Source organism: Ensifer sp. Root127, assembly GCF_001425225.1.
In the GTDB taxonomy this organism is placed as follows: domain Bacteria; phylum Pseudomonadota; class Alphaproteobacteria; order Rhizobiales; family Rhizobiaceae; genus Ensifer; species Ensifer canadensis.
Map to the genome: position 1 here is coordinate 297,824 of NZ_LMDX01000012.1, position 21,261 is coordinate 319,084.

25 protein-coding genes and 1 pseudogene are annotated in these 21,261 nt (G+C 61.5%); 12 read left to right on the top strand and 14 right to left on the bottom strand.

The genetic code is table 11. The features are described 5' to 3' along the window. The first annotated feature begins 191 nt into the window (after positions 1-191). The 6 genes from ASD03_RS16030 to ASD03_RS16055 all read left to right on the top strand — a co-directional run bounded on the left by ASD03_RS16030 (position 192) and on the right by ASD03_RS16055 (position 4,333). A complete protein-coding gene (locus tag ASD03_RS16030) occupies positions 192-1,013 on the top strand; it encodes a sulfite exporter TauE/SafE family protein (protein ID WP_025427284.1) in 822 nt (273 codons plus the stop codon). 301 nt (positions 1,014-1,314) lie between these two features. Beyond that, complete coding sequence (locus tag ASD03_RS16035; RefSeq protein WP_025427283.1) at positions 1,315-1,647, top strand: metalloregulator ArsR/SmtB family transcription factor; 333 nt, start codon at positions 1,315-1,317, stop codon at positions 1,645-1,647. Next, entirely contained in the window at positions 1,644-2,051 is a 408-nt protein-coding gene (locus ASD03_RS16040) for a YeeE/YedE family protein (protein ID WP_025427282.1), read from the top strand. The genes ASD03_RS16035 and ASD03_RS16040 overlap by 4 nt, the downstream gene beginning before the upstream one ends. After that, the gene (locus ASD03_RS16045; RefSeq protein ID WP_025427281.1) at positions 2,048-2,536 is read left to right on the top strand and encodes a YeeE/YedE family protein; all 489 of its coding nucleotides are present in this window, start codon (positions 2,048-2,050) and stop codon (positions 2,534-2,536) included. The genes ASD03_RS16040 and ASD03_RS16045 overlap by 4 nt, the downstream gene beginning before the upstream one ends. Positions 2,537-2,648: 112 nt before the next feature. Then, on the top strand, positions 2,649-3,575 hold the full coding sequence (locus ASD03_RS16050) for an ABC transporter ATP-binding protein (protein WP_025427280.1): 927 nt from the start codon (positions 2,649-2,651) through the stop codon (positions 3,573-3,575). Then, complete coding sequence (locus ASD03_RS16055) at positions 3,572-4,333, top strand: ABC transporter permease (RefSeq protein WP_025427279.1); 762 nt, start codon at positions 3,572-3,574, stop codon at positions 4,331-4,333. Before ASD03_RS16050 ends, ASD03_RS16055 begins: the two co-directional genes overlap by 4 nt. 36 nt (positions 4,334-4,369) lie before the next feature. On the opposite strand, the gene ASD03_RS16060 is transcribed toward ASD03_RS16055, so the two are convergent. The 4 genes from ASD03_RS16060 to ASD03_RS16075 form a co-directional block, all read right to left on the bottom strand. Next, entirely contained in the window at positions 4,370-5,038 is a 669-nt protein-coding gene (locus ASD03_RS16060) for a hypothetical protein (protein WP_057214295.1), read from the bottom strand. A gap of 116 nt (positions 5,039-5,154) precedes the next feature. Then, on the bottom strand, positions 5,155-5,856 hold the full coding sequence (locus ASD03_RS16065) for a TIGR02281 family clan AA aspartic protease (RefSeq protein WP_025427277.1): 702 nt from the start codon (positions 5,854-5,856) through the stop codon (positions 5,155-5,157). Further along, on the bottom strand, positions 5,853-6,074 hold the full coding sequence (locus tag ASD03_RS16070) for a DUF1289 domain-containing protein (protein ID WP_025427276.1): 222 nt from the start codon (positions 6,072-6,074) through the stop codon (positions 5,853-5,855). The genes ASD03_RS16065 and ASD03_RS16070 overlap by 4 nt, the downstream gene beginning before the upstream one ends. Before the next feature lie 165 nt (positions 6,075-6,239). After that, positions 6,240-7,028 carry an adenosylcobinamide-GDP ribazoletransferase gene (locus ASD03_RS16075; RefSeq protein ID WP_025427275.1) on the bottom strand — a complete coding sequence of 263 codons (789 nt, stop codon included), beginning with the start codon at positions 7,026-7,028 and terminating at the stop codon, positions 6,240-6,242. 151 nt (positions 7,029-7,179) lie between these two features. On the opposite strand from ASD03_RS16075, the gene cobT reads away from it, so the two are divergent. Both cobT and ASD03_RS16085 read left to right on the top strand, forming a co-directional pair. Next, positions 7,180-8,196, top strand: coding sequence for a nicotinate-nucleotide--dimethylbenzimidazole phosphoribosyltransferase (gene cobT / locus ASD03_RS16080; protein ID WP_025427274.1), 1,017 nt, complete (start codon positions 7,180-7,182; stop codon positions 8,194-8,196). A 226-nt stretch (positions 8,197-8,422) separates the two neighbouring features. After that, positions 8,423-8,836, top strand: coding sequence for a diacylglycerol kinase (locus ASD03_RS16085; protein WP_025427273.1), 414 nt, complete (start codon positions 8,423-8,425; stop codon positions 8,834-8,836). Between the two features lie 100 nt (positions 8,837-8,936). Here the strand turns inward: ASD03_RS16085 and ASD03_RS16090 are convergent, their stop codons facing one another. Next, entirely contained in the window at positions 8,937-9,479 is a 543-nt protein-coding gene (locus tag ASD03_RS16090) for a GNAT family N-acetyltransferase (RefSeq protein ID WP_025427272.1), read from the bottom strand. 3 nt (positions 9,480-9,482) lie between these two features. Further along, positions 9,483-11,018, bottom strand: coding sequence for a HAMP domain-containing sensor histidine kinase (locus ASD03_RS16095; protein ID WP_025427271.1), 1,536 nt, complete (start codon positions 11,016-11,018; stop codon positions 9,483-9,485). A 150-nt stretch (positions 11,019-11,168) separates the two neighbouring features. On the opposite strand from ASD03_RS16095, the gene ASD03_RS16100 reads away from it, so the two are divergent. The 3 genes from ASD03_RS16100 (at position 11,169) to ASD03_RS16110 (ending at position 13,009) form a co-directional block, all read left to right on the top strand. After that, positions 11,169-11,828, top strand: a complete 660-nt coding sequence (locus ASD03_RS16100) for a thermonuclease family protein (RefSeq protein ID WP_081788859.1) — start codon at positions 11,169-11,171, stop codon at positions 11,826-11,828. Then, positions 11,821-12,456: a uracil-DNA glycosylase family protein gene (locus tag ASD03_RS16105; protein ID WP_057208708.1), complete on the top strand. Its 636-nt coding sequence runs from the start codon at positions 11,821-11,823 to the stop codon at positions 12,454-12,456. Before ASD03_RS16100 ends, ASD03_RS16105 begins: the two co-directional genes overlap by 8 nt. Before the next feature lie 64 nt (positions 12,457-12,520). Further along, entirely contained in the window at positions 12,521-13,009 is a 489-nt protein-coding gene (locus tag ASD03_RS16110; RefSeq protein WP_025427268.1) for an Lrp/AsnC family transcriptional regulator, read from the top strand. Between the two features lie 31 nt (positions 13,010-13,040). Here the strand turns inward: ASD03_RS16110 and ASD03_RS16115 are convergent. From ASD03_RS16115 to ASD03_RS16130, 4 genes and pseudogenes are all read right to left on the bottom strand, one after another. Next, a pseudogene (locus ASD03_RS16115) lies at positions 13,041-14,032 on the bottom strand (carbon-nitrogen hydrolase family protein). 254 nt (positions 14,033-14,286) lie between these two features. Beyond that, complete coding sequence (locus ASD03_RS16120; RefSeq protein ID WP_025427266.1) at positions 14,287-15,009, bottom strand: DNA alkylation repair protein; 723 nt, start codon at positions 15,007-15,009, stop codon at positions 14,287-14,289. Beyond that, positions 15,006-15,875 (bottom strand): NAD(P)-dependent oxidoreductase, encoded by an 870-nt coding sequence (locus tag ASD03_RS16125; RefSeq protein ID WP_025427265.1) that lies wholly within the window; start codon positions 15,873-15,875, stop codon positions 15,006-15,008. Before ASD03_RS16125 ends, ASD03_RS16120 begins: the two co-directional genes overlap by 4 nt. A 111-nt stretch (positions 15,876-15,986) precedes the next feature. After that, complete coding sequence (locus ASD03_RS16130) at positions 15,987-16,814, bottom strand: class I SAM-dependent methyltransferase (RefSeq protein WP_057208705.1); 828 nt, start codon at positions 16,812-16,814, stop codon at positions 15,987-15,989. Positions 16,815-16,996: 182 nt separating this feature from the next. Between ASD03_RS16130 and ASD03_RS16135 the strand changes: the two genes are divergently transcribed. After that, positions 16,997-17,722 carry a DUF2270 domain-containing protein gene (locus ASD03_RS16135; RefSeq protein WP_025427263.1) on the top strand — a complete coding sequence of 242 codons (726 nt, stop codon included), beginning with the start codon at positions 16,997-16,999 and terminating at the stop codon, positions 17,720-17,722. Positions 17,723-17,875: 153 nt separating this feature from the next. Here the strand turns inward: ASD03_RS16135 and ASD03_RS16140 are convergent, their stop codons facing one another. The 4 genes from ASD03_RS16140 to ASD03_RS16155 form a co-directional block, all read right to left on the bottom strand. Then, on the bottom strand, positions 17,876-18,142 hold the full coding sequence (locus ASD03_RS16140; protein WP_025427262.1) for an usg protein: 267 nt from the start codon (positions 18,140-18,142) through the stop codon (positions 17,876-17,878). Between the two features lie 175 nt (positions 18,143-18,317). Next, on the bottom strand, positions 18,318-19,148 hold the full coding sequence (locus ASD03_RS16145; RefSeq protein ID WP_025427261.1) for an ABC transporter permease: 831 nt from the start codon (positions 19,146-19,148) through the stop codon (positions 18,318-18,320). Further along, complete coding sequence (locus tag ASD03_RS16150) at positions 19,145-19,948, bottom strand: ABC transporter permease (protein WP_025427260.1); 804 nt, start codon at positions 19,946-19,948, stop codon at positions 19,145-19,147. The genes ASD03_RS16145 and ASD03_RS16150 overlap by 4 nt, the downstream gene beginning before the upstream one ends. Before the next feature lie 169 nt (positions 19,949-20,117). Then, the gene (locus ASD03_RS16155) at positions 20,118-20,900 is read right to left on the bottom strand and encodes an ABC transporter substrate-binding protein (RefSeq protein ID WP_057208703.1); all 783 of its coding nucleotides are present in this window, start codon (positions 20,898-20,900) and stop codon (positions 20,118-20,120) included. Positions 20,901-21,261: the final 361 nt, after the last annotated feature.

The following is a 21,261-nucleotide window of genomic DNA, read 5'->3' on the forward strand; positions in this document are numbered from 1 at the left end:
GTGGTGCCGGCCTGTATCCGGAGAAAGGGGGAGGCTCCGGAGATCAAGTGATGCGTGCAAATCACGTGGCGGGCGTGCCGCGTGCCACGCCAAACTGATTGAAAAGCATCACCGTTTTGTGACAGAACTGCCGCGTCGGCGGCAATGTTGCGTTCGTTCGCCGGATTCCCACTATTACGATGGAGCACGCCGTGCCGCCGGTTTCGGAACTGATGATGTTTGCCCTGGCGCTGGCCGCCGCCGGCGTGGTCGCAGGGCTGCTTGCCGGTCTCTTTGGCATTGGCGGCGGAGCGATCCTCGTTCCCGTCTTTTACCAGGTCTTTGGGCTGCTCGGCATCGACGATGCGGTTCGCATGCATCTTTCGGTCGGGACGTCGCTTGCCATCATCGTGCCGACCTCGGTGCGGTCCTTCCTGTCGCACTACAAACGCGGCGTCGTCGACATGGCGCTGTTGCGAAACTGGACCATTGCCGTGCCGCTTGGCGCGATCCTTGCGTCGGTCATCGCGGCTTCTATCAGCAGCGGAACGCTTCGGCTGATCTTTGCGGTGATCGCGCTTGCCGTCGCCTTTCGCATGCTGCTCAACCGCGCGAGCTGGCGGCTTGGATCCGACCTGCCGGCCAATCCGGTGAAATGGCTGGTCGGCGTGGCGATCGGCATCCTCTCGGGGCTGATGGGCATCGGTGGCGGCGTTCTCAACAACACCTTCATGACGCTCTATAACCGCCCGATTCACCAGGCGGTCGCGACGTCTGCGGGCGTCGGTGTGTTGATCTCTATCCCTGGTCTGTTCGGCTACGTCTGGGCCGGGTGGGGCATGCCGGGCCTGCCGCCGTTTTCGACCGGCTTCATCAACTGGATCGCCGTTGGCCTGATCATACCGATCACCCTGCTGGTTGCGCCACTCGGCGTGCGCGCCGCTCACGCCATGAACCGCCGGCAGCTCGAGGTCGGATTCGGCATTTTCATGATTCTGATTGCAGCCCGTTTTTTCTACAGCCTGTACGGTTAAGCCGTTTTTATACCGTAGGTTTTAGCGCTTCCTCATGGTTGATTTCAGGAATCGACCCAACTTTGGCGCGTCGTTCTCCCGTGGTGCGCAATTGTAACAAGCTGAATTTGCGGTATTATTTTCTCTGTGAGGATCGGTGCGGGCCGAAGTGGGTCGGTAACGCGTTTGTGTGTCGTCTGGCTTGCGTATAAGTAATATGATATTATATTACTTCATATAACAATCATGGATAGAATCCGGGCTTGTCCCGGACGCATTGTTTTAGGGTTCTACTCACTCCTTGATACGACGGGAGGACGGCATGGGAACTGTGATGCGATTTCCCGGCGTGCGCGCCGACATGACCGCGCATGCCACAGAAGTTTCGAAGATCCTGCGCACGCTTGCCAATCGCAACAGACTGCTGATCGTGACGACGCTTCTCGAAGGGGAGCATTCGGTGGCGGCACTTGAGGAATTGCTCGGAATCCGACAGCCGACGCTCTCACAGCAACTGACTGTGCTGCGGGAAGCCGGCGTCGTTTCGACGCGGCGGCAGGCCAAGCAGGTTTTCTATCGCCTGAGCCATGATAAGGTCGCCCGGCTCGTGGGCACGCTTTGTCAAATCTTCTGTCGCGAAGGCGCGAAAAAATGAATGAGTACTGGAATGCGCTTGCCGGAGGCCTGCTGATCGGGCTTTCGGCGGCAATACTGATGGTGGCAAACGGACGTGTGGCCGGTGTCAGCGGAATTGCCGGCAGGCTGCTGCAGGGTGTGCAGGCCTCGACCGGCATCGTCTTCGTTCTTGGCCTGCTGGCTGGCCCGGTGATCTACCGTCTTTTCTCCGGCATCTGGCCAACCGTCACCGTCACCTCCTCCTGGCCGTTGCTGGTGGTCGGCGGGTTGCTTGTCGGCTTTGGCTCGCGCATGGGTTCAGGCTGCACCAGCGGACATGGTGTCGTCGGTCTCGCCCGGCTTTCCCGCCGGTCGATTGCAGCGGTTGCGACCTTCATGATCGCTGCCGTCGTCACCGTCTATCTCCAAGGTTTCGTCCAATGAACGGCAGCGCCTTCCCGCGCCTGTTGGCAACGCTTGCCTCCGGCGTGATCTTCGGTATCGGCCTGTCGCTCTCCGGCATGTTGGATCCGGCCCGCGTTCGCGGCTTTCTCGACGTCACGCGCGACTGGAACCCGAGCCTTGCCTTCGTGCTCGGAGGCGCTGTCGCCGTCTCGGCGCTTGGCGTTCTCTTGACCCGGCGCATGCGGCGCCCGCTGCTCGACGATGCCTTTCATCTGCCTTCGAACCGCGTGATCGACCGTCGCTTGATCATAGGCTCGGCGATCTTCGGTGTCGGCTGGGGCCTTGTCGGCCTATGTCCTGGCCCCGCGCTGGCATCGCTGTCGCTCGGGTTGCCGGCGACGGCACTCTTCGTGGTCGCCATGCTTGCCGGCATGGTGCTGCACGACCGGTTGCCGCGGGTGGGATCGCGTCAGCAAGGTGAGGGCCGAGGTCCGATCGGAATGGAAAGCGGCCGATTGTCCTGATGTTGACGCTCTGTCACCTTGTTTTTTGCGGGGCGCGGGCTGCAAATCGTGATGAAACGGCCCATATAGGCGTGACCTGCCGACTTCGCCCCCCGCATTCCGGATCAGCTTCATGGCACCAATCGTTTCCGTTTCCAATCTTTCGAAGACCTATGCCTCGGGCTTCAAGGCGCTGAAAGGCGTTAGCCTCGATATCGAGCAGGGCGAGATCCTGGCCCTGCTTGGTCCGAACGGGGCGGGCAAGACCACGCTGATCTCGATCATCTGCGGCATCGTCAACCCGAGTGGTGGTACCGTGACGGTCAACGGCCATGACGTCGTGCGCGATTTTCGCGAGACGCGGTCGATGATCGGTCTGGTGCCGCAGGAACTGACGACGGACGCCTTCGAGACCGTCTGGAACACCGTCACCTTTTCGCGCGGCCTGCACGGCAAGAAGCCGAACCCGGCCCATATCGAAAAGGTGCTGAAGGATCTGTCGCTGTGGGACAAGAAGGACAACATGCTGCGCGAGCTTTCCGGCGGCATGAAGCGTCGTGTGCTGATCGCCAAGGCGCTGTCGCATGAACCGCGCGTGCTCTTCCTCGACGAGCCGACGGCCGGCGTCGACGTCAGCCTGCGCAAGAGCATGTGGGAAGTCGTCGAGCGGCTGCGCGCCTCGGGCGTGACGATCATCCTGACGACGCACTACATCGAAGAGGCAGAAGAGATCGCCGACCGCATCGGGGTGATCAACGGCGGCGAGATTCTGCTGGTCGAGGACAAGACGGCGCTGATGTCGAAGCTTGGGCGCAAGCAGTTGCGGGTCGACCTGTCGCATCCGCTGGAAGCCGTGCCCGAAACGCTCTCGGGCTACAACCTGATGCTTGAGGGTGATGGTCATTGTCTGATCTACGATTATGACACCAGCGCCGACCGCACCGGCATAACCTCGCTGCTGGCGGCTCTTGCCGAGGCCGGCGTGCGCCTCAAGGATATTTCCACGCGGCAGAGCTCGCTGGAGGATATTTTCGTCGAGATCGTGGGAGCAGGACGATGAACATCGAAGCGATCAAGTCGATCTATTTCTTCGAGATGGCGCGCACGCGGCGCACCCTGTTGCAGAGCGTGGTGTCGCCGGTCATTTCCACCTCGCTCTACTTCATCGTCTTCGGCGCGGCGATCGGCGCGCGCATCCAGGAGATCAACGGCGTCTCCTATGGCGCCTTCATCACGCCGGGCCTGATCATGCTGACGCTTCTGACGCAGTGCATCGGCAACGGCTCGTTCGGCATCTATTTTCCGAAGTTCACCGGCACGATCTACGAGGTGCTGTCCTCGCCGGTCTCGATGATCGAGATCGTGCTCGGCTATGTCGGCGCGGCGGCGACCAAGGGGTTGATGATCGGCACGATCATCCTGTTGACGGCTTCGCTGTTCGTCGATCTTTCGATCGCCCATCCCATCGCGATGGTGTTCTTCTTCGTGCTGACAGCCGTGTCGTTCAGCCTGTTCGGCTTCATCATCGGTATCTGGGCCAAGGACTTCGAGCAGTTGAACCTGATCCCGATGCTGGTCATTCCGCCGCTGGTGTTCCTGGGCGGCAGCTTCTACTCGATCGACATGCTGCCGCCGTTCTGGCAGGCGGTCAGCCACTTCAACCCGGTGCTCTATCTCATCAGCGGTTTCCGTTGGAGCTTCTTTGAAGTGTCCGACGTCAACCCAGTCTTCAGCGCCGCGATCATCCTGGTGTTCCTGACGATCTGCCTGTCGGTTCTCGCTTGGATCTTCCGCACCGGCTACCGGCTGCGGAACTGACGGCGGAGAGCCAAAACCTGCGGGCGCCAGCCGATATCAGGCGGGCGTTGCGCCTGTGCCGAAGACGATAGCGGCGCCAACCAGGAAAATAGCGATCAGCGCTTGAAACAAAGTCCACACGACGCGCAGGGCCGCCTGTGATGTCGACAGACCGAGGTCGGACTTGAACCAGCGCGTTTCGACGATCACGTACCAGACGAACGCGACAAGGATGAAGGCGAGGCCTGCGGCAAGCGCCTTCTGGTTTTCCGCTCGGGAGAGCAGCGTACCGATGCTGAGTGCAAGCGCGAACGGCGCCGTGATGTAACATTGGCTGTAGAAGGGCGCCCTCAGCGTGTGTCTGGTCAGCCGCACGCCCTTGCGGTGCAGCAACTTGACTGCCATCAGCAGCGGCAGAATGCTGAAGGCGACGGCGCGAAACATCAACAGATTGGAATGGCTTGCAAGCAGCGGCGGCGGTGCCCAAGGCGTCGTCTGGTTGACAAGCCCGAGTTCGACGCCGTGGGCGAGCAGCAGAAAGAGTGGCGGGCTCAGCGTCTCGGTATATTGCTCGGACACATCGTCCGTCAGCTCCACATCAGCATAGCGCATCATCGCCTGCGGTTGCCGCAGTGTGCGCCACATCGTCAGCGGATAGAACAGCAGCCATGACACGAGTTCATAGAGAAGCTCTTCGATCGACTTCAGCAATCGCATGAAATCCATGAGGCGCTTCTCCTTGACGTCTGTCGTGCAAAAATAATCGGCGGTTTTGCGATGGCGATAGGCGCAGGCCGGATCTCGCCAACATGCACGAAGACGCGTTCGCCGCAAATGCCCGATCAATCGCGCAGTCGAAGCTCGTCGGTGCGCATCTGCAGGAAGTCGAGCGTCGAGAGGAAGGTCATGCCGAGCAGGCTCTGGTCGAGCTTGCCTTCAGCGGCGACCGTCGCACGGATGTCGTTGCGCACGATCGGGCCGATCGCGACCTCGGAAAGCAATACGGGTGCGGCCATCGCCTGCCCATTGGCGGTCATGACCGTCATCGTGTAGCTCAGATTCGCCGGATCGAGACCGATACGCTCAGCATCTTCATAGGTCAGCGCAATGCTGCTGGCGCCGGTATCGACCAGCATGTTGATTTCCTTGCCGTTGACCGCGGCATTGGTCTCGAAATGACCGTTGATCATCTTCTGCAGCACCACTTCCTGACGACCCTCGCTGTCGGTGATCACAGTCGCGCGGCCCGGCATCAGACCGGAGAGCACCCGGTTGCCGAAGCCCTGAAACTCGAAGCGGTAGACATAGGCCGAGACGAGCGCCAGCACGATGAGCAGCCAGATCGCAGCCTGTCGGGCGCCTTCGCCAAAGCGGCGGCGGCTTTGCCAGATGCCGGCACTCAAGAGCGTGGCAATTGCGCCGAGTGAAACGAGCTGGCCGAAATCGTCATTTGCCAGTCCGAAGGTGCGGCCGACGTCGTGATTGACGATCAGCAGCAGGAGGCCGATCGCAAGGATCGAGAGCAGGATCAAAAGACGTGTCATGCGTCGCCGCGTTCCCTGGCCATGCGCGCGCGGCGCGTTTCGCGCCGGGGCTTTCGCACCATTGTTTCAAGCCTTGCCGGGAGCGCCAGCATGATCGCGTGTCTGTCGGCATCGGTGTAGAGCGTCCAGGCGCCGATCTCGTTTCGTGTGCGACCGCAGCCGAAACAGTAGCCGGTCTTTTCATCGATAGAACAGACGAGAATGCAGGGAGATTCCATGGTCCTGAACTGACGGTCCCGGGTTGCGGCGAATGGGACTGCATGTTCCTCAAATCCCATCCGGTTTGGGGAAACATGCAGCATTTCAAAGTGCTACAGCGACCTTTGCACGTCTGACAAGACGTGCGGCACTGTAGCGTTGTTTCGAATGATTATATCGGCGTTTCAAACTGTCAGCGCAAGGGCGCTGAGAACAGCGATCTCCGTCAGTTGCTGGGTAGCGCCGATGGTGTCGCCGGTGTGGCCGCCGATCTTGCGGGTGGCCAGACGGCCGAAGGCGGCAACGGTTGCGATGAAAGCGACGAGCGAGAGGATGAGGGCAAGGGCCGGGGCCTTGGCGAAATAGAAGAGCAGCATGGCGGCGAGCACGCCCGAGGTAAGCGCGAAGGATGTCGCTGCCGGGTCCGGTTCGCCGGCCGAGGCGGCAACCCCGTCGCGGCGTGCCGGCGGCAGCCGTGACCAGTGCCAGACCATGGCCGCACGGCTGAGGGCGGCGGCACCGAGGATCATGAGGCCTGCGCCAGTCGGCGTGAACAGCGGCAGGAAGGATGCAAGCGCCGACACGCGAAGGCCGAAGGAAAGGATCAGCGCCACGGCGCCATAGGAGCCGATGCGGCTGTCCTTCATGATCACCAGCGCCGCCTCCCGGTCTCGCCCGCCGCCGAAACCATCGGCGGTGTCGCCGAGCCCGTCCTCGTGCAGGCAGCCGGTGATGAGCGCCTGCACCGCGACGACCACGAAAGCGGTGAAGAGGGAGCTGACCTGAAGCGCAATCAGCAAGGAGGCGACCGCGGCTGCGGGCAGGGCGATCAGCATGCCCGCCAGCGGAAAGGCGCGAACGGCGCGATTGAGCCGGCCGTCATAGTCAACAAAATGGCGTTGCGGCATGTGGATGCGGCTGAGGAAGGCGACCGAGCGCGCCACATCGTCACAAAAGTCGCGAAGATAGGTCATGGCCCCTCCAAATTCCGGTGCGCCGAATCGCCGCGCGTTCGGCGGATCATGCTCCGGCGACGCGGATTGGCGCAAATGTCGTTGCCCGAAATTTCCTCGCCCTCTATGAGGAGCGTGGATTGAACTTCACGAAATGCAAGGATTCTTCTCCATGAGCGCCAGCGGCCTGCCGTTTGATGATTTCCGCGAATTGTTGCGCAACCTGCCAGGCCCGAATTCGGCCGCGCTGGTTGCCGCGCGCGATCGCGATGCGCAACTGACGAAGCCGCCGGGCGCGCTCGGGCGGCTCGAGGAGATCGCCTTCTGGCTCGCCGCCTGGACGGGCAAGCCGCCGGCGGTCAACCGGCCGCTCGTCGCGATCTTCGCCGGCAACCACGGCGTCACCCGCCAGGGCGTGACGCCATTTCCCTCGTCGGTGACGGCACAGATGGTCGAGAACTTTGCCGCAGGCGGTGCCGCGATCAATCAGATCTGCGTCAGCCACGATCTCGGCCTGAAGGTCTTCGATCTGGCGCTCGACTATCCGACCGGTGATATCACCGAGGAGGCAGCACTTTCCGAGCGCGACTGCGCGGCAACGATGGCCTTCGGCATGGAGGCTGTCGCCGGCGGTACCGACCTCTTGTGCATCGGCGAGATGGGCATCGGCAACACGACCATCGCCGCGGCGATCAATCTCGGCCTTTACGGCGGTTCTGCCGAAGACTGGGTCGGTCCGGGCACCGGTTCGGAAGGAGAGGTGCTGAAGCGCAAGATCGCCGCCGTCGAAAAGGCAGTCGCGCTGCACCGCAACCATCTGTCCGACCCGCTCGAGTTGATGCGCCGCCTCGGCGGCCGTGAGATCGCGGCCATGGCCGGCGCCATCCTGGCAGCCCGCATGCAGCAGGTGCCTGTCATCATCGACGGTTACGTCGCGACGGCCGCTGGCGCCATCCTCAAGGCTGCCAATCCTTCGGCGCTCGACCATTGCCTGATCGGCCACGTCTCCGGCGAGCCCGGGCATATGCGGGCGATCGAGAAGCTCGGCAAGACGCCGCTGCTGGCGCTCGGCATGCGGCTTGGCGAGGGCACGGGTGCAGCCCTTGCCGCCGGCATCGTCAAGGCGGCTGCCGCCTGCCACGGCGGCATGGCGACGTTTGCGCAGGCCGGCGTCAGCAACAAGAACTGACGAAGAAACGGCGGGCCTTTGAGCAAAGGCCCGCCGTTTGCTGTCGATTGGCTGTCGTCGCTGCTTCGCTACGCGTGTCGGGCCTTGCTGGCCGCATTCTTCTCGCCTATCCAGAGGCGCAGATGCACGCCGCAGCCACCTGCCGGCGTCTCTGCAACCGAGACCGCCTTGCATTCGCCTCAATGACGATGTCGAAGCAGCGCAGTTTATAGCCAGTCGAGATGAAATGGACGCCAACAACACCACGCCCCGCCGCGGCCAGACCGGCCCCGTCGAAAAGCAGACCGGGATCCGCCATCTGTTCGCTGCCGCCAGCTATTCGCTGGGCGGCGCCAAACGGCTGATCGGCGAGGCGGCGTTCCGGCACGAGCTGATCGCCTTCGCGGTGGCGATGGTCGCGTTCGCCATCGCCGGCGCCACCTTCTTCCAGTATGTCGCCATGGCGATCCTGTTCCTGCTGATGATGGCGTTCGAGGCGATCAACACGGCGATCGAAGAGATCGTCGATCGCGTCTCGCCGGAAATCTCGGAGATGGGCAAGAATGCCAAGGACCTCGGCTCCTTCGCCTGCCTCTGCCTCATCGTCGCCAACGCCGTCTATGCCGGCTACGTGGTGATCTTCGTCGGCTTCATGAGCTGAGCACGAGAGCGTTTCCGGTTTCCACGGACTCGTAGAAACGCTCGATCTCCTTTTTCAACATTTCATTGCGGAAAACGCGTCGCATTTTTCCAAGGAATGCTCATCGGTCAGCCGGACTGATCCGATAAAGCACGTGCGGCCGCAGCGGATTGCCTTCGGGCACCGTGACGTCGTCGAAATCCTCAGCCGGATCGGTCCGCATTCCCAGCTTTTCCATCAATGCCCGTGAGGGATGGTTGATCTGCGAGGTGTAGCCGATGACTTCGGCAAGTCCGAGCGTCGTCCAGGCATATTGCATGCAAGCGCAGGCCGCCTCCAGCGCATAGCCGTTGCCCCAGTAGGGCCTTCCGAGGATCCAGCCGATCTCGACATGCGGACCATCAGGAATTTCGTTACCGGCAATGGAAAGGCCGAGCCCGCCGATGAGGGCCGCATCCGTGTTGCGCTCCAGTGCGATGAAGGCAAAGCCGTGTTGGCGCAAGTGGGCATCACACTCTGCGATGACGCCCGCGGTTTCTTCAGGTGTCAGGATGGCGGGATAGTAGTAGCGCCGGACTTCAGGATCGGCATTGATGACCGCAAAAGGCGAGACGTCGCGCTCCTGCCAGGGCCGGAGCCGCAGGCGTTGTGTCTCAATCTGCATGGATCAAGCGAAGCTTTTGCGGCGGCGGGCAGGGGCGGGCACATCCTCGACCGCGGGCAGGCTTTCGAGCACGCGGCGGGCCGGCAGGATGGCGATGGCTTCGGTGCCTTCGCGCAGCTTGGAGCGCAGGATGAACTCGCCATTGTGCTTGGCTAGGATCGCCTGCACGATCGGCAGGCCGAGGCCAGTGCCCTGTTCGGCGCTCTTGATGGCGATGGAACCCTGACCGAAGGCCGAAAGCACGATCGGGATCTCCTCATCGGGAATGCCCGGGCCATTGTCCTTGATCGAGAGATATTGACCGCCGCCGGCCGTCCAGCCGACCTTGACGGTGACTTCCCCGCCGGAACTGGTGAACTTCACCGCATTCGACAGCAGGTTGAGGATCACCTGGCGCATGGCCTTTTCGTCGACCCAGACGGCAGGCATGCCCTGCTCGAACTGCGCGTGGATGGCAATCGTCTTGGCGCGGGCGCGAAGCTGGACCATGCCGATGCAATCGTCGGCGATATCGACCAGGCTGACGGCCTCTTCGTTGAGGTCGTAGCGGCCGGCCTCGATACGCGACAGATCGAGGATCTCGTTGATCAGGTTCAGGAGATGTTCGCCCGAGCGGTGGATGTCGCTGGTATATTCCTTGTAGGTCGGGTTGTTGAGCGGCCCGAGAACTTCGGTCGACATGACCTCGGAGAAGCCGAGAATGGCGTTGAGCGGCGTGCGCAGCTCGTGCGACATCGAGGCGAGGAACCGCGACTTGGCAAGGTTCGCTTCCTCGGCGCGCCGACGGGCTTCGTCCGACATCGATTTTGCCACTTCGAGCTCGGCAATCAGGTCGTCCTTCTCCGATTGCATCGACAGAATGTGCACATTGGCGCGGTTCATGCGGTCGGTCATGAAGACGAGGAACAGCAGAGACAGCGAGATCACGCCGGTGAGACCGACGTGAACCGGATCGGCCGTGGTCAGCGAGGAAAAGGCGAGAGCGGCGACGACAGGTACGAACGTGTAGAGCAGGGCATTGCGCAGCAGGAAGGTGCCCATCGCGGTGGCAGCAAGCGCGATCAACAGGCCGGCGCCTTCGAACAGGCCATAGCGGATATCGCCGCAGGTTGCGCAGTCCTGCGTGACGAACGTCGCCCAGCAAAGGCCCATCAGCAGCTGGCCGATCAGGAAGCGGCGGCGCCACACCGGCACCTTATCGGCGGCGATGTCCTCCTTGCGCGCCTTTCGCGCCAGGAAGACGGTGACGGCGTGAGTCGAAAGCGTCATCACGGCCCAGACGACGATGCTCAGATTGCCAGAAAGGTAGATGCCGACCGCAGTGATGAGCGCAACCAGCAACGGCACGGCAATGGCGCCATGCAAGGCGGACCCGATATAGAGATTGAGCATTTCGCGTTCAAAGCCGGAAGGGGCGGACGAACCGGTTTGCAGCCGTTCGCGCGTCGCGCGTACCGTCTTCGAAACAGCCTTGTTTCGATGGCTTCGCGACTTGTCGACGATGATCTTATCTGTCGAGGTGCTGACGGCGATACTCATGCTCATATATGCAAAGGTTACAGCTGGTTGCAGTCTAGACAGCAATCCTTAAGAAGTTGCTGCCTCAGGTGAAGGATTCGACAACCATTGTGGCGCGATCGTGTTTGGCGATCGCCTTGAGACACCGAAAAACAAGGGGATGCGGACAAGTTGAGATCGGGCAGATCGAGATATCGGTTCACGGGCGGAGGCGGAAAGGGCGCGCCTGCCGGGCACATCGGGACCATCGGCGGTTGGGTCATTTTCCTGCTGCTCTGCGCCGGCGCCTATGTCGCCTCGCAACTGCCGCCGCCAGAGCGGACCGTGACAGGAGAACTCTCGGGGTTTGCGACCGCGAGCGATGGCGACAGCCTGCGCCTTGACGGCCGGCGCATACGCCTAGAAGGCATCGATGCGCCCGAGATCGGCCAGACCTGCAGACGCGATGGAGCGGAGTGGGACTGTGGGGCGGATGCCCGCAAGCGGTTGAAGGCAATGGTCTCGGGCGGCACGACGCTGTGTCGCCTGCATGGACGCGACAAATATGGCCGCGATCTCGGCACCTGCGAGACCAATGGGCGAGACGTCGGGCGCCAGATGGTGGCGACCGGCTATGCCGTGAGCTACGGCCGCTATCAGAAGGAGGAGGCAACGGCCGAAAGGCAGAGGGTCGGGCTTTGGGCCGGCGAGTTCACCCGGCCGCAGGCCTGGCGCCGCAGCAACCGCCATGCGGAAGAGGCGCCGCATGTGGTTGACGGTTGGCTTGAGGCGATCCGGCTTTGGCTGTTCGACCACCTATCGGCGCTGTTTGCGAGGATCGGCGATGGGTGAGGAACGGGATGATCTCGCAGCACTTCGCGCCGCTATCGCCGCCTGCCGTATCTGTCGCGACCAGCCGGCGCGCGGGGCGGAAGACCGGCTGCCGCACGAGCCGCGACCGGTTGCGGTCATTTCCAGCTCCGCGCGGGTGCTGATCGCGGGTCAAGCACCGGGCCTGCGGGTGCATGAAAGCGGATTGCCCTTCAACGACGCCTCCGGCGACCGGCTGCGGCAATGGCTCGCTGTCGATCGCGAGACGTTTTACGACAGGGACAAGCTGGCGATCGTGCCTATGGGGTTCTGTTTCCCCGGCTACGATGCCCATGGCAGCGATCTGCCGCCGCGGCGGGAATGCGCGCCTTATTGGCGCACGAGCGTGATGGCGGCGATGCCGCAGGTGGAGCTGGTGCTGGCCATCGGTCACTATGCGCAGCGCTGGCATATCGGGCCGGACTGTCCGAAATCAATGACCGCGACCGTCGTCGGCTGGCGTCGTTACGCCATGCGCAACGCCATGCCTGCGATCCTGCCATTGCCGCATCCGAGCTGGCGCAATACCGGCTGGCTGAAGCGCAATCCGTGGTTCGAAGCGGAGGTTTTGCCGTTCCTGCGCGAGCGCGTCGGTCTGTTGATTGTCTGAAAAAATATTCTTTATCTTTGTCGATTTCACGCTATAGAAAGAAAAATAATTCGAGAGGGACATCATGGATCGTCTAGACCGCAAAATCCTGCGCCTGTTGCAGGAGGATTCCACGCTGGCTGTTGCTGACCTCGCCAAGAAGGTGGGCCTGTCGACCACACCTTGCTGGCGGCGCATCCAGAAGATGGAAGAGGACGGCGTCATCCGCCGCCGTGTGGCGCTGCTCGATCCGGTGAAGATCAACACCAAGGTTACGGTGTTCGTGTCGATCCGCACCAACACGCATTCGATCGAATGGCTCCGGCGCTTCTCGGAAGTGGTCGGCGAATTCCCCGAAGTCGTCGAGTTCTACCGCATGAGCGGCGACGTCGACTACCTGCTGCGGGTTGTCGTTCCCGATATCGCCGCCTATGACGCCTTCTACAAGCGGCTGATCGCCAAGATCGAGATCCGTGACGTCTCCTCAGCTTTCGCGATGGAGCAGATCAAGTACACGACCGAGCTTCCGCTCGACTACATGATGATCGATCAGGCGAAATCCAGCGAGGATTGAGGCTTGGTAAACGGGCGGCGGAGAACGCCGCTTAGAATGTGTTGCGGCCGTCGCTCCTTGGATCACTGTGGATCTGATGCGGCATGTAAAGATCGGCCCGGCCGTTCGTCTCCATAGCCGTGCAGGATGCTCCGGATTGGGATTGATATCCGCGATAGCGATTGCGGGGGTGCCGTCTGACGAAGATTGCGCGGCCCATTGAGCGTCGGGCGCGGCTATTCCCGAGGGAACGACTACACTTTGGCGCGCATGGGCGGAATAGCTGACCCAAAATGCGTTGCTCGCGGCATGGCCCAGCACCTCAGCCGCGAAAGCCGGCGCAGCGGAAGGGACTTCGCCTGTCGTTGAGAAGAGGACGCAATCGACGTCCAGCCCTTCATATTCTCGGAAGATTTCGGGATAATGCGTTTCCATACCCAGTGCGCATCCGAAGCGGACGCCATCAACCTCAAATGTCACCGGGATTTTCCCTGGCGCGTACATGAACGAGATCTTCGTGTTCGACAGCATGCGCTCGTCGTAGCGCGTCACCAGTTCTCCGTGATCGGAAACGACATAAAGGCTGTTATGCGGGCAATGTGGTGGCGTGAGTTGATGGACCGAGCCAAATACCGTCCACAGCTTGAGTTCTCTCGCTAGCTGGCTGGTTACGCTTAGCTCCTCACGCAAAACCGTCCATTCGAACCTGCTCCAATCGGATGGGCCGATCTCTCTGGGACCGGTTTCAGACATGATGCGCTTGTTGGGCGCGCACGTTGCTCCCTCGGGGAAATGTATTAAGCGCGCGCCGGTCTCGCGTGCTTCCCGCATGAGGCGTCGCATTTCCATTCCGCTGGCACGAAGGCCTGAAATGTCGTGGGGGTCGTCGAAGAGCGACGTTTGCGCGACAGCCAAACGCACCGATTTGGCGCCGGGATGATCAGGGGATGTTTGCCGAACGTGTCTGAGAGCTGATGTATAGGACTCGCCCGTTTTGGCTGCGCGAGCACGGACGCGGCGCTTGAGATTTCCATTTTTTGTCATTGTCGGGCCTTTCACGTCGCGGACGTCAGTTCCCCAGCAACCACGTCCGAAACGATCGGACCAAGACAATAGCCCGAGACAGAAGTCCCTTTGCCTCCGTTTAAGACCATGCTGAGGAAGGCCTTGGGAGGTTAGGCGAAGGTCACGCCAAGGGAAGGATGGCGTTGCCGTTTTGATTCGTCAAGCTCTTGAGAAGACCCGGATCGTTCGGTTTGCGCCCGACAAAGCAGCCGTCTTGTGTTGGGCGATCCGATCTAGGATTGAGCGCGATCCGTGCTGGCGCCGACGACACCGAGCCTCGCCAATACCTTGTCGCTGCTCAGTTCACGCAGGGCGTCCTTGCCGATCCACCTTGCTGTGCGATCGGTGCTGCCTGCGAGTTTTTGGGCAAGTGCCAGTGCAGGACCATGACAGGCGGCGTTGCGCTTGCCGATCTGGCGCAGCGCCCAGTTGACCGCCTTCTTGACGAAGTTGCGTTCATCTTTGGCGTGGCGCTCGATCAGCGGCAGCCAGGCAAGAAGGCTTGCATCCGGCTCCTTCTTCAGATGCACCGCGGCGGTCGCGATCATCGCGAATGCGATGCGGCGAACGAATTCTCGGGTGTCCGCCGCGAACTCCGGGATCAGGACCTGTTCGAAGCGCGCAGCCACGAAGACGTCGGCGATGGTGTCGACGACCTCCCAGGAATTGCAATCATCGGCCCAGAGCCTTGCATCATCGAGCGTCAACGTCTTCGGGTCGGCGGTGAAGGCGGCGAGAATACGTGCCTCGCGGATGCCGGACTGCCATAGTTCGAGCGCGCGGGCATGGTTGACCTTCACCAGCCGCGTGATCCGGTGGAGCTCGACATTCGAGAGCCCAAGCGCCGTCTCGGTGACGATGCCGAACCGTGCCATGCCGGCGAGGTTCTCCTGCGAACGCAGCGTCCGCAAGTGCTCGATGATGTCGCCGGCGCCCGAGGTCGGCGAAAGGCTCATTTTTCCAGCCGAGCGAGCAGCGAAGACGTATCCCAGCGGTTTCCGCCCATGGCCTGCACGTCGCCATAAAACTGGTCGACGAGGGCGGTCACCGGCAGCTTGGCGCCGTTGCGGCGCGCTTCCGTCAGCACGATGTCGAGATCCTTGCGCATCCAGTCGACGGCAAAGCCGAAATCATATTTGCCGGCATTCATCGTCTTGTGGCGGTTTTCCATCTGCCAGGAGCCTGCAGCGCCCTTGGAGATGACGTCGATGACTTTCTCGATGTCGAGACCGGCCTTCTTGCCGAAGTGAATGCCTTCGGCGAGGCCCTGGACGAGACCGGCAATGCAGATCTGGTTGATCATCTTGGTGATCTGGCCGGCGCCGGCCGGTCCCATCAAGCCGACCATGCGGGCAAAGGCGTCGATCACCGGCTTGGCGCGCTCGAAGGCAGGCTCGTCACCGCCGCACATCACCGTCAGCGCGCCGTTCTCGGCGCCGGCCTGACCGCCGGACACGGGCGCATCGACGAAATGGGCGCCACGGGCCTGGGCCGCCTCGTAAAGTTCACGGGCGACTTCGGCCGAGGCCGTGGTGTTATCAATGAAGATGGCGTCAGCCGCCAGCGTTTCGAAGGCGCCGTCCTTGCCTGTGGTGACCGAGCGCAGGTCGTCGTCGTTGCCGACGCAGGCGAAGACGAAATCGGCGCCATCGGCCGCTTCCGCCGGCGTCTTGACTGCACGTCCGCCGAACTCGGCGGCCCACTTCTCGGCCTTGGCGAAGGTGCGGTTATAGACCGTCAGTTCGTGTCCGCCACGTACCCTAAGGTGGCCGGCCATGGGGTAACCCATCACGCCGAGACCGATGAATGCGACCTTTGCCATTTCCAAAACACTCCCGATTGCTCTGGGTGAGGTTTAGCCGATGGCGCGGGTGCGCGAAAGGGGCGAGGGAACAGGCGGACGCCTGTTCCCTCGCAAGCTTTTGTTTTCTGCTTAAGGTTTGAAGCGGGCGATCACGAGGTGGCCGGCGATCGGCTCGCCTTCTTCCATGCGTACGGTGATGTCGCCGACTTCGATTACTTCGAAACCGGTCGCCGTCAGGCGTTCGCGCAGATAGGTCTCGGCATGGGCAAAGCGCTGGTGCGCGCCGACCATGAAGGGGCGACCGGCGAAGATCTCGGCCGGCAACGTTTCGCTCGAAAAGATGAACAGGCCGCCGGGTACGAGATTGTCGACGGCGCCGAAGAACAATGCCTCGAGCGCGCCCATATAGGGCAGAACGTCGGTTGCGACGATCAGGTCGAAGGGTTCGTCGTCGTTGTCGTCGAGAAAGTCCACCGCTTCGGCGACGTAGAGGGTGTCGTAGAGCTCCTTCTCGTGGGCGATCTCAACCATGTTTTCGGAGAGGTCGATGCCGGTGATGTCTTCGGCCATGTCGCGCAGGGCGCCGCCGGTCAGGCCCGTGCCACAGCCAAGGTCGAGCACGCGGTTGAAAGGACCGAGTTCGAGCGCCTGCAGGCGCTGGCGCACGAGCAGCGGCACGCAGTAGCCAAGCTGCTCGACAAGCACGTTGTCGAACACGTCGGCATGCTGATCGAAGAGCGTCGCGACATAGGCGTCCGGCGCCTTCACCGGTGTTTCGCCGCGCCCCATCGAGGCGAGCCGCACGGATGCGCCGCCGTGATCCTCGGGATCGAGCGCCAGCACTTCGGCATAGGCATCGGCGGCGGCATCGAAGTTGCCGGATTTTTCCAGGGTGAGGGCGCGGTTGTAGGCTTCCGCCAGCGCTTCCTCGTCGATTTTCGTGGTGTTCTGGGTCATGCGCGCTTCTTACGTCCGAAGGCCGCTTTTGGCAATGCGCCGCAAGATGCAGCCCGCCGAGATCCTTGGGTCTCCGGGGCGCCGAAAATGCAAAAAACGACGGCCGGCGGCGAGCACGGGATTTATCCGGAGGGGGAAAGGGTTCATGATCGCAACAACAAGAAAAGACGGAGGAAATGCCGATGGCTGCCGAACTCAGTCCGCTGCTTGTGGGCACGGAAATCAAGGAGCCGAAGGGCCCGCCACTGCCCCAGACCTCGCAGGAGCAGATCAATGCCGTCGTGCATTATTATCGCGGCGAATTGGGGCGGATGGCCGGCTGGCGGGATCGCATCGACCGCACGTCCAACTGGGCGATTACCGTGGTCGCCGCCCTGCTGTCGGTATCGTTGTCGACGCCCAACTCCCATCACGGCGTGCTGCTGTTCGCGATGCTGCTGATCACGTTACTGCTTCTGATCGAGGCTCGCCGCTATCGCTTCTTCGACGTCTACCGCGCCCGCGTGCGCCAGCTCGAGCGCGGGTATTTCGCGCAGATCCTGGCGCCGGACGGCACTGCCAACCTTAACTGGGCCGCGTCGATTGCCAAGAGCCTGCGCAAACCGGCGTTCCTGATGAGCTACCGCGAGGCGTTGTGCCGCCGGCTGCAGCGCAACTACTGCTGGATGTACCTGATCCTGCTGCTCGCCTGGGCCCTCAAGATCTCGTCGCCGAAACTGTCGACCAATGGCGAGCCCTTCGGGCACGTGCGCTCCTGGATCGATGTCACGGAGAATGCAGCGCTAGGCCCTTTGCCCGGCTGGCCCGTCATCATGGTGGTGGTGCTGTTCTACGCAGTGGTGCTTTACGGCTCGCTGCACAAGGAACCGGGCGAGGGCGAGCTTGCCCATGGCGAGGTCCATGTCTGACGCGGCATAGGCGCCAAGGATTGTTGCATTTGTGGCCGACGGCGGTGCGTCGTTCTCTACAGCACCGCGCGTCAAGTGTGACGGGCCGGGCGCGCAGCAACCTGGCTGCATGATTTTGCGCTCAATAGAAACCTGATGCAGCGGAGGGCGGGTTCAGTGCAGGATGAACTCGCCGTTGAGTGCCCGCCATTCGGTGGCCGAGATCAGCTTGCGGTGGACGTAGCGTACCGAATGCAACGGGCCATCCAGCTTTTCCTGCCAGAACTTCAGGAAGCTGCGCATCTCCGGGAAATCCGGGGCGATGTCGTAGTGCTGCCAGATGTAGGTCTGCAGGAATGTCGGATGATCCGGCATGCGGTAGAGGATCTGGGCCGTGGTCACGCCGTAGCCCTTCAGCTGCAGTTCCATTTCGTTCGTCATATGAACCTCACTTCTCGCAAAGGTTGGTCTTTATGATGAAACGCTTGATTTATTAATCAAGTTCTAATATTTGCTTCAATATGAAATTTAGGCGTAAAAACAATAGCCTGGCAGCACTCCATGCAGAGTGCTGCCACGCTATTTCATTTCAACTCGGTCTTGGCGAGATAACGCTTTAGCGCTTCAGATGCCGGGTCAGGCGGTTTTCGAGCCAGGCCCAGATATTGCGCAGCACTTCCACCATCAGGAGATAGAGGATCGCCGCCCAGACATACATCTGGTAGTCGAAGGTGCGCGAAAAGGCGCGGCGCGTTTCACCCATCAGGTCGAACACGGTGACGATCGCGACGATGGCCGAACCCTTGATCATCAGGATGATCTCGTTGCCGTAGGGGCGCAGCGCCACGATCATCGCCTGCGGCAGGATGATCTTGTAGAAAGCGATGCGCTCCGGCAGCCCGAGGGCGGCTGCACCTTCGCGCTGACCGCGCGGCACGCTCTCGATCGAGCCGCGCAGGATTTCCGCCTGGTAGGCGGCGGTGTTCAGCGTGAAGGTAAAGAGGGCGCAGTTCCAGGCCTCGCGAAAGAACCACCAGAGGCCGACGGATTCGAGCTGCGGGCGGAAACTGCCGAGGCCGTAGTAGATCAGGAAGAGCTGGGCGATCAGCGGCGTGCCGCGGAAGAAGTAGACGTAGCCATAGGCAAGCCAAGACCAGATCTTGTTCTTCGACATGCGGCCGAGCGCGACCGGCAGCGACAGGAGGGCGCCGAGCACCACCGAGCAGGCGACCAGCATCAAGGTGACGCCAAGACCCGACAGGAAGCTCGGACCGTATTTGGCGAATTTCGCCGGATCCCAGCCGTTGACGACAGTCAGGAAGACGCCGACGCCGAGGGCGAGCCAGATGCCGAGCGTTACGCTGCCGACGAAGCGCGCCAGGGTGTAAGGCTTGGGCGGCGCCGGTGGCGGCGCTTGCGGCGGGATCATCGTTTCGACGAAGCTCATCGACCCATCTCCGCGCGTTTGGTCCAGCGTTCAAGGTTCGAGAATATGATCGACGAAACCATGGCCAGCACCAAGAAGAGAATGCAGGCCATGCCGAAGAACTCGAAGGCCTGCTTGGTGACGCGGGCGGCAATGCCGGTCTGGCGCAGGATGTCGGGCAGACCGACGACCGAGACCAGAGCCGTATCCTTGAGCAGCGCCATCCAGAGATTGCCGAGGCCCGGCAAGGCGATGCGCACGAGCTGCGGCAGGATGATCAGCCGCATGGTGCGGCCGCGATGGAGCCCGAGTGCCGCACCCGCCTCGTACTGGCCATGCGGGATCGCCTTGAAGGCCGACAGCAGAACCTCGGAGCAATAGGCCGAGAAGACCACGCCAAGCGCGATCATGCCGGCAAAGAAGGCGTTGATCTCGACCGGCCCTTCGTAGCCGAACGATGCCAGAAGCTGCTGCACCAGAATCTGCAGGCCGTAGTAGACGATGAACAGCGTCAACAGTTCCGGCAGACCGCGGAAGATGGTGGTGTAGATGTTCGATGCCAGGCGGACCGTGCGCTCTTCTGACTGTTTGCCGAGTGCAACGAAGAAGCCGATCAGAAGGCCGACCGGCAAGGTCGCGATGGCAAGGCTTGCGGTGACAACGAAGCCGTAGGCGATCTCGTCGCCCCAGCCGGCGTCGCCGCAGGCAAGGAGCGTACCGGGTGCCAGCCAGCGAAAGACGCCGACAGGGCCGCACAATGGATCCACGATGGAGCCGATCCAGGCTAGGATCGAGTAGAAGCCGGTAAACAACCCGCTCATGTCAGAGAATTCCCCTTTGCGCTGTTCTTATGGATATGGATCGCGCTTATGTTTTAGTTTCTTGTCAAACAAAAACGGCGGAAGGGCAAGCCATCCGCCGTTGCATTTTTTTCATCAACCAACGTTTTTCCGGCATGATTCACTAGGAAAACAGGCCGGAAGCCGTCGATCAGCTGCCATAAACGTCGAACGGGAAGTACTTTTCGTTGATTTCCTTGTACTTGCCGTTGGCGCGGATGGCTTCGATCGCCTTGTTGAACTTCTCGCGCAGCGCGTCATCGCCCTTGCGCACCGCGATGCCGGCGCCTTCGCCGTTGATGACAGGATCAACCGGCAGCGTGCCGAGCAGCTTGCAGCATGCGCCGTCAGCCGACTTCAGCCACTCGGAAAGAACGACGACGTCGTCGATCACCGCGTCGATGCGGCCGTTGACGATGTCGAGCTTGTACTCTTCAGCGGTCGGATAGAGCTTGATGTCCGCTTCCTTCATATGCGCTTCGGCATAGTTGGAGTGGGTGGTCGAGCCCTGAGCACCAAGCGACTTGCCGGCAAGTGCTGCCTCGGTTGCTTCGGTGATCGGCGAATCCTTCGGCACCACGATCGCCGGCGGCGTGTTGTAGTACTTGTTGGTGAAGTCGACCTTTTCCTTGCGCTCGGCAGTGATCGACATGGAGGCGATGATTGCATCGAACTTCTTGGCGATTAGTGCCGGAATGATGCCGTCCCAGTCCTGCGTCACGAACGTGCATTCGACCTTCATCTCGACGCAGAGGGCCTTGGCGATGTCGACGTCGAAGCCGGTCAGCGTGCCGTCTGATTCGAGATTGTTGAAGGGCGGGTAGGCGCCTTCCGTGCCGATAACGACCTTTTCGCCATCTGCCATGGCAGAGCCAGCCATGAGCACGAAAACGGCAGCCGATGCGGCGGCTGCCAGCCGTCTGGAAATACGCATGATAGTCCTCTCTGTTGGCCGACATCCGGTTTCTTGTTCTTCACGGATGCCTATCTTGACCGGGGCGCTTGCCACCGGTTGAGGCGATATTCGTACTGTTTTCCCGCAAAAATCAACTGGAAAGCGACAACGCTCGCCGGGAAAAGAATTTCGACCGGAGATTGCACTGGCCATGATCCAAGCGAACATGAACGGTGCGTTCAGGGGCGGTTAATCTTGCTTTGGTTAGCCCTATTACGGGAACCGATCTGAGGTGCGGGCGTTGGGTTGGCGGCTCGTTTGGCCGGCAACACAAAAAAGCCGGAAGCTTGGATCAAGGCCCTTGAGAATTCACGCCTACCCCCTGTTGCCGAACTGGCTG